We start from the raw sequence: 10,873 nt of genomic DNA on the forward strand, positions 1-10,873 counted from the left end.
AATGGCATAAAATCTGTAAATAGACGGCTCTTCTAGGTTCTGTGTGATCAGTTTAACTTACATAGGATTGATCGATCTTTGTGTCCTTTGTGTCTCTGTGGTTCTTTACACTCACTTGAGCGCAAGACTGTATCTTAGAATACATTTTACCCACCAAACCGAAGAGAGTCACCAATCTTGCTTAAAGGCCCCTTCTCAAGTTCCCAGAGCTTAGTCACCAATATTCCGAAAGTGACAGAAAAGGGATAATCTGCAACTCAATTGCCCAAAATAAAGGCTAGAATCGAAATATAGTATCGATCGCTACGGATTTTTCATGAATTACAGAAAATTTTGCTTGGCTTTTTTGCTGTCCCTTATCCTCATCAACACCGGATTAGTTATGCCTAGTTACGCAAACGAAAGAGAATTGAGGACAATTACCGTGACGGGGGAAGGAATAGAAAATATCGCCACTTCTCAAGCAATAGTGCGCTTAGGGGTGGAAGTTCAAGGCAAAGAAGCGGGGAAAGTGCAGCGGGAAACCGCCAATCGTAGCGATGCGGTGGTTAAATTTCTCCGTTCCCGTCAAGTGGAAAAATTGGAAACCACCGGCATCAGTTTACAGCCCAATTACGACTTCAGCAACAATCAAAGACGTTTAATCGGTTATATCGGGGCTAATTTGATTAGTTTTCAGATCGATATAGCCCAAGCGGGGATTTTAATCGATGAAGCGGTCAAAGTCGGGGCAACACGCATCGATGGGGTCAGTTTTACTGCCGGAGAATCAGCGATCGCAGCTGCCCAAAGAACCGCTCTCATCAAAGCCACGGAACAAGCTAGAGAACAGGCGACAATCGTGTTACAAGCCCTCGGTTTAGTGGCGAAAGAAACGGTTTCTATCCAAGTGGGTAATACAGGTAATCCCGTGCCAATAGCCCGCTCAGAAGCGGTTTTTCGGAGTGCCGATGCTGCCAGTAGCCCGGTTATCGGAGGGGAACAAACCCTGCGCGCTGCTGTCACCCTCGAAATTAGCTATTAAGATAACTTTCAGCTATCAGTTATCAGCCGGGGTTTTTTTGACCGGAAATCTTGGATACAGGCTGATAAAATCAACGCCGATGCTCGGAAACTCTAGAAAAAACTGTCCCCCTCATCCGTGAATTATCCTAACTTTTTACCCACTGTTAGGGAGGGATTGAGTGAAGATACCTCCCTTGCTCTCCTCCAGAATATCCAGCAAATTGCCATCGATAGCCCTATCTATCCCCGATCGATTCTAACCACCTATAGTCAACAAGGGCAAGGTCAACCGCCTTTTGTCCTCCTGCACGGTTTTGATAGTTCCCTGCTGGAATTTCGGCGTTTACTACCTTTACTCGCCCAAAATAGGGAAACTTGGGCGATAGATCTACTCGGCTTCGGTTTTACTGAGCGAGAGCCAGATTTAGAAGTATCTCCAAAAACTATTAAAAGCCATCTTTACCATTTCTGGAGAACTGCGATCGCCGAACCGATAATTTTAGTCGGTGCTTCCATGGGGGGTGCAGTGGCCCTCGATTTTGCCCTCTCCTACCCGGAAATAGTGGCGAAATTAGTCCTCATTGACAGCGCAGGACTAGCTAACCCCCCAGTTTTGGGTAAATTGATGTTTTCTCCCCTCGATAAGTGGGCAACTAATTTTTTAGCCAATCCCCGCGTGCGTCAAAATATCAGTCGTACTGCCTATTTCGATCCAACTTTGGCTAGTGTTGATGCTTGCACCTGTGCTAGTCTGCACCTGAATTGTCCCCACTGGAGTGAGGCTTTAATCTCCTTTACCAAAAGTGGCGGTTATGGGTCATTTTTGCCGCAATTAAGCCAAATAGACCGAGAAACTCTGATTATTTGGGGAGAAAACGATCAAATTTTAGGCACAAAAGACGCGAAGAAATTTCAGCAGGCTTTACCTAATAATCAACTGGTCTGGATTCCTCGCTGTGGTCATGTTCCCCACCTCGAAAAACCGGAACTTACCGCAGCCGCGATAGTTAAATTTGCGAGCTAAGAACTTATAATGGGATTATTTGACCCTATAGTGCCAACTTTTATGAAATTTTTGCCGATCGCTCTCGCTGCATTCAGCCTTCTGAGTTTATCTGTCAATATTCCTGCTACTGTGGCCACACAACAGCTTTTTTGTCAAGGCCGCATGAATAACGGTTGGTCCTATTCGGCAGAATTTCTCAATGGACGTTTTGAACGCATTCGCTGGACGCGTTCCGGTCAACCTCCCCAAGTTTCTAGCCTTAGCTTTAAAAATACTAACAACAAAGGACAACCGATTTATCGTGGCAGTTTATTCGCCGCAGTCAGTGTGACCCTGATAGACTTATCGAAAGGAGATGTCCGTCCCGGTTCGCAAATTTCCGTGGGAGTGGAAGAATGGGGTTGGTCGCGGGGAAACTGCGCTCTTTCTAACCGATAAATCCCGGAACTATCGTCGACAAAAAAGGCTGAAGTATTTTCAGCCTCGTCTAAAAAATCAGATTTTACCCGCAAAATTAAGTAATAGGATTAGCTGGCTCCTTGCCTTCCAGGGTTTCGGGAACAGCTTCCGTCTTACCAAAAGCGACTCTGAGGAAGGGAGGAGCGAGGAAAGTGGTCAGGATCACCATAATAATAATCGACACCTCCAAAGGCTTATCCAAAATTCCGCTGGCCGAACCAATCCCGGCAAAAACTAGACCCACCTCACCCCGGGGAATCATACCCACACCGATGGCGAGACGATTGATTCCAGATAGGCCAAAAACTGCCCAGCCCGTCACCAGTTTACCGATAATCGCCACAACGATCAAAAAGACAGCGATCAAAAGTCCGGCCCGATTCTCCGGTACCGTTGGGTTTAAAACACCGAGATCGGCACGCGCTCCCACCGTCACAAAGAAAATCGGCACAAGCAAATCGGCAATCGGTTTGATCAACTCATCCAACTCGTTGCGGGTATCGGTTTCATCAAGCACCAAACCGGCGGCAAAGGCCCCTAAAATCGCTTCAAGATGAATAGCATTACCCAAAAATGCCATAAAGAAAGCGAAGACAAATGCTGGAATAACAATATTTCCCCTGGTTTTCAGCCGCTCCACGATCGCCACAAAACTTTTGTTAAAAATACCTCCCAACAAAATTGATCCGATTAAAAAGGCCGTAGCGCTGACGATCAAATAAATAACATTGACCACATCGATCTCACCGGTTTTGGCCAAACTAGCGACCACAGCCAGAACAATAATACCAAGGACATCATCGATCACCGCCGCACCGACAATAATTTGCCCTTCTTTGGATTTGAGTTGACCTAACTCTGACAACACCTTCGAGGTAATACCGATACTGGTTGCCGTTAAGGCAGCCCCCGCAAAAATCGCCGGGATGGCCGCCACATGAAAGACGAGCATTAACCCGGCCGTACCTGCCGCAAAAGGTGCCGCAACCCCCACACAGGCCACAACCGTGGCTTGAATTCCCACTTCCTTGAGTTGTCGCAGGTCGGATTCTAGGCCAATTTCAAACAGCAGAATAATCACACCGATTTCAGCTAGAACCGAAATCACTTCACCTTGGGACTCAAATATCCGGTCTAGGGCAGCCGGGGCCAATTGATTCAATCCTTGCAGTACCGTCATAATCACCGAGTCGGAGGCCGATAGCCCCCCTTCGGGAAAGATGACCAGATGCAGTGCCGAAACACCGACGATCACACCGGCGACCAGTTCTCCCAGTACAGGCGGAAAATCCAATCGTCTGGCGGCCTCCGCGCCGAGCTTGCTGGCCAGATAAATCACCACCAGTGTCAGCAATACGCCAGAGAGAATAATCGGTGAATCCTCGGCCACAACGGTGGCGAGCAAGGGGAGCGGAGCCATGGGAGCCGCTATCTCCCCAATCAAAGGAGGCAGAATAGGGGACAAAATCATCAGTTTAAAGGGATGAGGGTTAAAGGTTTTAGGTAGGGTCTGCTGAAAAAGTTTTTCGTGGGGGCAGGGTGTGGGGTGTGGGGTGTAGGGTGTAGGGTTTTACCGATTTTGAGGTAGTCAGTTACCTAATTTTCAGGGAAAAAGTCCAGGAATTTTACCCCCAATCACTCCAATGGTCAGCACTTTTTGAGGGAAAAAAGCCTAAAAGCCTTATCCAACAAGGTTTTTAGATTTATTCAGCAAGCCCTAGGTGGTCATAAAACTGGGGGATAGGAAAAAGGGCCACCGCTCAAGGACAGTCAGGCTGCAGATGGGGTGGCCCGGATCAAGACAAGCATTAGTTGTTTAGTTGATTAACCTCAAAATCCTCTGGTTCTTGGTGAGGATGGGTCTTGACAAAAGTTACCGCTTGTTGTAGGGCGATGGTTCTGTCCATTAGCACATGATCGGGGGGGAGTTGGGCTAAAATGCCGAGACGTTCCAAACGATGCTGGATTTTGCTGGTGGCACCAACGATAAAGACTTGTAACCCTTTATCGATCGCATCTTTAATCGCATTTTCGATCGCTAAAGAAGCTGTCACCCCTAACAAAGGCACATCACTCAAGTCCAAGATTAAAACATCCGCTTCCTTCATGGCTGTGTGTTCTCTGGCGATCGCTTTCGAGACTCCAAAGATCATCGGACCACTGAGATAAAATAGGATGATGCGACCGTTAGCTTGGTTGAGTAACCGTTTTTCTTCTGGACTTAGGAGAATCTCGTCATCGTTATCGGTGATCGTTTTCACTTCCTGCGCTTGCAGTTCACTGAGGCGATCGATGGTGAGAATATTAGCAATAAAGACCCCCACACCGACAGCAACGATCAGATCGACGAATACTGTTAATAACAGTACACCGTACATGATTAGCGTCCCTTTCAGAGAAATCTTGTGAGAGCGTTTCAGGAAACTCCAGTCGAGAATATCGATCCCCACTTTTAGGGCAATCCCCGCTAATACCGCCATGGGGATACTCTTGGTTAAACCTGCGGCCCAGAGAACGACGACTAATAAAATTAAAGCGCGAGTAATGCCAGAAAGAGCAGTGGTCGCACCGGTTTGAATATTGACGACAGTTCCCATCGTGGCCCCGGCACCGGGTAAACCGCCACAGATTCCTGATACTAAGTTACCAATACCTTGACCAATCAATTCTTTATTCGATTTGTGTTCGGTACGGGTCAAACTATCGGCAATTACCGCCGTTAATAGGGTATCAATACAACCCAACATCCCTAAAACTGCCCCATCCACCAACATCGTGATCATTTGGGCAGCACTAAAGGTGGGCATTTGCAGGGTGGGTAAACCCACGGGAATATCCCCAATCCGGCGAATTTCAGCACCTTGGAAGAAAAACAGCGAAATCAGAGTTCCTATCACCAAAGCTAATAACTGAGGGGGGACAAAACGCTTGAATTTCGAGGGCATCAGGAAGATGATCGCCAAGGTGATCGCCCCCAGAATGGCTTCAGGGGGATTGATATTAGAGAGTAGTTCCGGGATTTTCTGCACTGTGCCTAAAACCCCTCCTTTGGGGGCGGCTTGCCCTAAAAAGGGCGGAATTTGCAGAATAATCAGGATTACCCCGATCCCAGACATAAAGCCAGAAATAACGCTATAGGGCATCAGGGTAATGTATTTACCCATTTTGAAGATACCGAACAGAATCTGGAAAATGCCCGCTAACATGACTACCGTAAAGGCCATGGGTAGGCCTAATTCGGGATTTTTGGCGGTTAAACTGGCCACGATCGCCGTCATTACTACCGTCATCGGCCCCGTCGGTTCCGAAATTAACGTGGGGGTGCCACCAAAAAGGGCAGCAAAAAAACCCACACAGACAGCACCGTACAAACCAGCGATCGCTCCAGCCCCAGAAGCTACCCCGAAAGCGAGAGCTAGAGGGAGAGAAACGATGGCAGCTGTGAGACCACCAAAGATATCGCCCCGCAAATTGTCAAAATGAATACGATTGGTTATTTCCATGAGAATCCAACTGAGCAAAGGATTTTTTGCCACAACAAAGCTGGCGGTTGAGAGACCAGCCTTGATAGACAAAAGTTTATGGTTTTTAAAGATCGATTGTTATAAATCTATACTAGAACGGATATCTTGACAAGCAAATTTTTGTAAATTGAGTTTAAATCGATATATCTTTACAAAAGTATTGATTTAAACCTATGATATAAGCAGTGTGGGAAGTTTTCTCCCGTTCCCCTCCATTCCTGCTTCTGTTTAGCAAAGCTCCTCAAGGCAGTAACAGAAGTGTAGCGCTCTAGAGGCTTCTCTTGATTCAAGCCACTTTACATCAACTGATCGTCTTTGAAGCGACGGCTCGTCATGGCAGTTTCACCAGGGCTGCCGAAGAACTATCGATCACCCAACCCACGGTTTCCACCCAGATGAAACAACTGACTAAAGCAGTGGGTCTGCCCCTATTTGAACAGATAGGCAAACGTTTGTATTTAACCGAGGCAGGACGCGGTTTATTAGTAACCTGTCAGGCAGTCCTCAAGGATATTGATAACTTTGAGATGGCGATCGCTGCTATCAAGGGCATTAAACAGGGTAAACTGCGTTTAGCGGCGGTATCCACAGCCCAATATTTAATCCCTCAGATCCTAGGTCCTTTTTGTCAACAGTACCAAGGGGTAGATGTGTCCCTAGAATTGACCAATCACCAAGAGCTAGAAGCAAGGATAATCAATAATGTTGATGACCTATATATTTTAAGCGAACCCCCCGAAGATCTAAACCTGGAGATTCGACCGTTTCTGGAAAACCCCCTTGTGGTTATTGCCCGCAAAGATCACCCCCTAGCGGGACAGAAAAAAATTCCGATTAAACGGCTGCAAGGGGAACCTTTTATCATGCGGGAAATGGGATCGGGAATTAGACGGGCAGTACAGCAAATTTTTCTCGACCATGGCATCACTGTATCTTTGCGTTTGGAAATCGGCAATAATGAAGCCATTAAACAAGCGGTCGCCGGTGGTTTAGGAATTTCGGTTCTGTCTCAGCACGTCTTAAATTTAGATCATCCCAAGGGGGAATTTACCATCCTTGACGTGGAAGATTTTCCCATCCAACGCCATTGGTATGTGGTTTATCCCAAGGATAAAAAACTATCGGTAATCGCCAAGACTTTTCTTGATTATCTCCTCAATATTCAGCCCCAATCCCTCTTAAAAGTCAAAATTTCTGGATAAAAAACCCCATCTTGAACAAAGATGGAGTAAGGTAAAAATCAAATCGATCTAAACAGTAACAGGTTCTCGATCGAGGGGTTTAACGCGATCGAGCAGGACCTGTAATTGTTCCCCTTCAATCACCTCTTTACTGAGGATTTCTTGGGCAATTTCTTCGAGTAAATCGCGATTTTGAGCGAGAATATCCAGGGCTTGCTGATGACCATTTTCGACAATCTCTTTCACTTCATTATCGATCGCTTTGGCCGTATCATCGCTCACCAAGCGCCGAGGATTCATCATGCCATCTCCCAGAAAACTATTCTGTTGACCTTTTTCGTAGGCCAGGGGACCTAAGGTCTTACTCATACCATAGGTCGTCACCATGCGTTCGGCCAAGTCCGTCGCCCGCTGCAGGTCATTAGCGGCCCCAGTAGTAATACTACCAAAGACAATTTCTTCGGCGGCCCGACCACCTAAAAGAGTAGCAATTTGGTCGCGTAATTCCGTATCATCCATCAGGAAACGGTCTTCCGTGGGCATTTGCAGGGTATAACCGAGGGCTGCCATGCCGCGAGGCACGATCGAAATCTTAGCAACTTTACCACCCCCCGGCATAACTGCACCGACGAGAGCGTGACCAACTTCGTGATAAGCGACGATTTTCTTCTCTTTTTCCGAGAGAACCCGGCTTTTCTTCTCTAAACCGGCCACTACCCGCTCGATTGCCTCATTAAAGTCCTCTTGGGCGACGGTGCTGCGTTGATTACGCGCTGCCAATAAAGCCGCCTCATTGACTAGATTAGCTAAGTCAGCACCAGCAAAACCGGGGGTACGGGTAGCAATCTGTTTTAAATCCACACCCGATCCTAATTTTACCTTACCTGCGTAGATTTCGAGGATTTTTAAGCGTCCAGCCAGATCGGGGCGATCAACTAACACTTGACGATCAAAACGGCCGGGGCGTAAAAGGGCGGTATCAAGAGTTTCGGGGCGATTAGTAGCGGCCAGCACGATCACCGTCGCATCACCAGCGTTAAAACCGTCCATTTCCGTCAATAATTGGTTTAAAGTCTGTTCCCGTTCATCGTTACCCCCCATAAAATTACCGTTAGCGCGAGATTTACCGATCGCGTCTAATTCATCGATAAAAATAATACAGGGGGCTTTTTTCTTGGCCTGTTCAAACAGATCCCGCACTCGGGCTGCACCTGCACCGACAAAGAGTTCCACGAATTCCGAACCCGAGATACTAAAAAAAGAAACTCCCGCTTCTCCCGCTACTGCTTTTGCCAGCAGGGTTTTCCCTGTCCCCGGCGGACCGACTAAGAGGACACCCTTGGGAATCCGCGCCCCGATTTGAATGTAACGTTGGGGATATTTGAGAAATTCGACGATTTCGGCTAATTCGGTTTTCGCTTCTTCCACACCGGCCACATCTTTAAAAGTGGTTTTGGTGGTGTCTCCTTCCACATAAACTTTAGCGCGACTTTTGGTAATCGATAAAGCCCCGGCCGGACCACCGCCACCGCTGCGAGCGAGGAAAAATTGCCAAATACCAACAAAAATCAGGGGAGGAATCACCCAACTAAGGACACTGCCAATCCAGCCATTTTTTGGCGGTGGCGCAGCGGCGAATTCTACGCCCTTAGCTTCTAGACGTTTGGGCAATTCTAGGTCAAAAATCGGTGTAGTGCTGAAAATTCGTCCGTAGTTGCCCTCTTGGTCGTTTTTAAGCTGATAACGAATCTCATTCTGTCCCACGGATACCCTAGCGACGTTGCCATCTTCCACTTGGTCGATAAAAAGACTATAGGGAACTTTGGGGACGCTAGGGCCAAATAATTGCGGGAAAAGAAGGTTAACAATCAGAAATAAGCCGCCTACGGCTAATAAAACATTACCGATCAGGCGAGATTGTGAAGGAGGTTTGCTTTTTATACTCATTGCTGGGCCTGATTGATTAAAATTAGTCTCTATACTTCCCCCATTGTAGGCTGTTGACTGCTCAAGTTCAGATTGAATCAGGCGGGGGGATTACCGTCGTCTTCGGGCGGTTTTTGCCCTAGTAAAGCCTCTAGACGGGTTTGGGCAAGCTCAAAATCCGGCGCAATCCCTAAAGCTTTTTGGTAACAGGCGATCGCTGCTTGGGTTTCGCCCAAATTTTCTAGGGTACTGCCGCGATTGTACCAAGCTTGATAAAAATTATCGTCCGCTTCTAGCACCTGTTGCCAACATTCTAACGCTTCTTGCCAACGTTGCAGTCCGTATAGGGCGCTGCCTCTAGCGTTAATGATTTGGTGATCGTTGGGGGTGATTTCTAGGGCGCGATCATAACTATTTAAAGCTTCTTCGTAGTTACCAATCATGGCTAAGGCACTACCACGATTATGCCAGGCCGAGGCTAATTGGGGATCGATCGTCAAGGCCTGTTCCCAGTCGGCGATCGCATTTGACCAATTGCCTAAATTTGCCTGTTCTAAGCCCTGATTAAACCAATCTTCGGCAGTTTCAGGGTTTTTACCTGACAGTGGGGAAAATTGAGCGATGAGAGTATCAATAATGCTTTCTGCGTCCTTATTTTCGATGCCTAATTGTTCGGCCATTTGGCCCGCCAGGGTAGGATCGTTTTGCAGACGGTTAAATAATTCATCGAGGGTGAGGGTTTCTAATTGGGGATTTTCTGGGTCAGCACCGTTAAAATCGCTAGTTTCACCCGAATATGAGAGATTTTCTGGGGGTTGCGGCAGGGAATAACTGCCCGGGTCCTCATCGTCGCCGGCGTATTCCCAGATTAAAGTGGCAGTTTCTTTGGTGTAGAGTTGATAACCGATCTCGTAGGAAGCTTCACCAATGCGTTCAATCCCGGGGAAAGCGCGAGCTAATTCTCCTAAACGGATCATTCTGGTGGCGAGAAGTTGGTTAAGGGAAGCGGAGGATTGCAGACGGGTGCCAAAGCGCTCTAACCATTCTACCCAATCTTTTTGCCGACCTCGATCGCCCAGTTTTTCAAAAAATCTCAGAATTCTGCCTTCGTGCCAACCGTGGGCCACTCCATCGAGTAACTGCATATAGAGAAATTCGTAATCTGTATCGGTTAGGGGAACAGATTCGATCGCTTGTACTCTCCCCTTTCCCCCTTGTCCCCCCAAAAGTCGGGTAAAAAAGTTTTTGATCGCGCGCCAAAGTTTTCTTAAAAGTCCCTGCATTCTAATCTCGACACTGGTTTTATTAATCTTGCAAGCGTAACCCAATTAGTCTAGCAGTTATCAGTTATCGGGGATTGACTCTCCCCCGCTAACCGCGGAGCGCGGTGTAGCGGGGGATTCTCGGTTCTTAGGCTTTTAACTAGATCGACCGAGTTTAACCCAGTCGATCCCCGTCAAATCGCCTCCGCGAGCGTTTTCTAACACGGTCAGTCCGACCGCGTTTTTTCCTCGGTTCTCAATTACCTTCGCTGATGCCGTATCTCTCGGTTCAATGTGGCCGCAAGAATCACACCGGTGAACTCTTTCCGATAAGGCTTTTTTACCGGTAATCGCGCCACAATTCGGACACTCTTGCGAAGTTCCGTTTTTATCGACTTTAAGATAATATTTTCCCCGTTTCCAAATTTCCAAGGGAGCATCTCACTTACGCGATAAGTAATTATACTTAGCCTAAAAGCCACTCTTAATCGTGTCTTGGAACGAAATAGA

8 protein-coding genes and 1 pseudogene are annotated in these 10,873 nt (G+C 47.3%); 4 read left to right on the forward strand and 5 right to left on the reverse strand.

Annotated elements, in window-relative coordinates; genetic code table 11:
* The first annotated feature begins 316 nt into the window (after window positions 1-316).
* The 3 genes from PX636_RS07160 to PX636_RS07170 all read left to right on the forward strand — a co-directional run bounded on the left by PX636_RS07160 (window position 317) and on the right by PX636_RS07170 (window position 2,449).
* A complete protein-coding gene (locus PX636_RS07160) occupies window positions 317-1,024 on the forward strand; it encodes an SIMPL domain-containing protein (protein WP_288116597.1) in 708 nt (235 codons plus the stop codon).
* Between the two features lie 117 nt (window positions 1,025-1,141).
* Window positions 1,142-2,029 carry an alpha/beta fold hydrolase gene (locus PX636_RS07165; RefSeq protein ID WP_288116598.1) on the forward strand — a complete coding sequence of 296 codons (888 nt, stop codon included), beginning with the start codon at window positions 1,142-1,144 and terminating at the stop codon, window positions 2,027-2,029.
* Window positions 2,030-2,071: 42 nt separating this feature from the next.
* Window positions 2,072-2,449 carry a hypothetical protein gene (locus PX636_RS07170; RefSeq protein WP_041805046.1) on the forward strand — a complete coding sequence of 126 codons (378 nt, stop codon included), beginning with the start codon at window positions 2,072-2,074 and terminating at the stop codon, window positions 2,447-2,449.
* Between the two features lie 76 nt (window positions 2,450-2,525).
* On the opposite strand, the gene PX636_RS07175 is transcribed toward PX636_RS07170, so the two are convergent.
* Together PX636_RS07175 and bicA are read right to left on the reverse strand one after the other, a co-directional pair.
* Window positions 2,526-3,941: a cation:proton antiporter gene (locus PX636_RS07175; RefSeq protein ID WP_125731208.1), complete on the reverse strand. Its 1,416-nt coding sequence runs from the start codon at window positions 3,939-3,941 to the stop codon at window positions 2,526-2,528.
* A 337-nt stretch (window positions 3,942-4,278) separates the two neighbouring features.
* On the reverse strand, window positions 4,279-5,973 hold the full coding sequence (bicA, locus tag PX636_RS07180) for a bicarbonate transporter BicA (RefSeq protein ID WP_288116603.1): 1,695 nt from the start codon (window positions 5,971-5,973) through the stop codon (window positions 4,279-4,281).
* 302 nt (window positions 5,974-6,275) lie between these two features.
* On the opposite strand from bicA, the gene PX636_RS07185 reads away from it, so the two are divergent.
* On the forward strand, window positions 6,276-7,196 hold the full coding sequence (locus PX636_RS07185; RefSeq protein ID WP_288116599.1) for a LysR family transcriptional regulator: 921 nt from the start codon (window positions 6,276-6,278) through the stop codon (window positions 7,194-7,196).
* A gap of 48 nt (window positions 7,197-7,244) precedes the next feature.
* On the opposite strand, the gene ftsH4 is transcribed toward PX636_RS07185, so the two are convergent.
* The 3 genes and pseudogenes from ftsH4 to PX636_RS07200 form a co-directional block, all read right to left on the reverse strand.
* Window positions 7,245-9,122: an ATP-dependent zinc metalloprotease FtsH4 gene (gene ftsH4 / locus PX636_RS07190; protein WP_288116600.1), complete on the reverse strand. Its 1,878-nt coding sequence runs from the start codon at window positions 9,120-9,122 to the stop codon at window positions 7,245-7,247.
* A gap of 77 nt (window positions 9,123-9,199) precedes the next feature.
* Window positions 9,200-10,384, reverse strand: a complete 1,185-nt coding sequence (locus PX636_RS07195; RefSeq protein ID WP_288116601.1) for a tetratricopeptide repeat protein — start codon at window positions 10,382-10,384, stop codon at window positions 9,200-9,202.
* A gap of 135 nt (window positions 10,385-10,519) precedes the next feature.
* A pseudogene (locus tag PX636_RS07200) lies at window positions 10,520-10,798 on the reverse strand (zinc ribbon domain-containing protein); the annotation flags it as partial.
* Window positions 10,799-10,873: the final 75 nt, after the last annotated feature.

The organism is Microcystis sp. M53598_WE2, assembly GCF_030067735.1.
Taxonomy (GTDB): Bacteria; Cyanobacteriota; Cyanobacteriia; order Cyanobacteriales; family Microcystaceae; genus Microcystis; species Microcystis aeruginosa.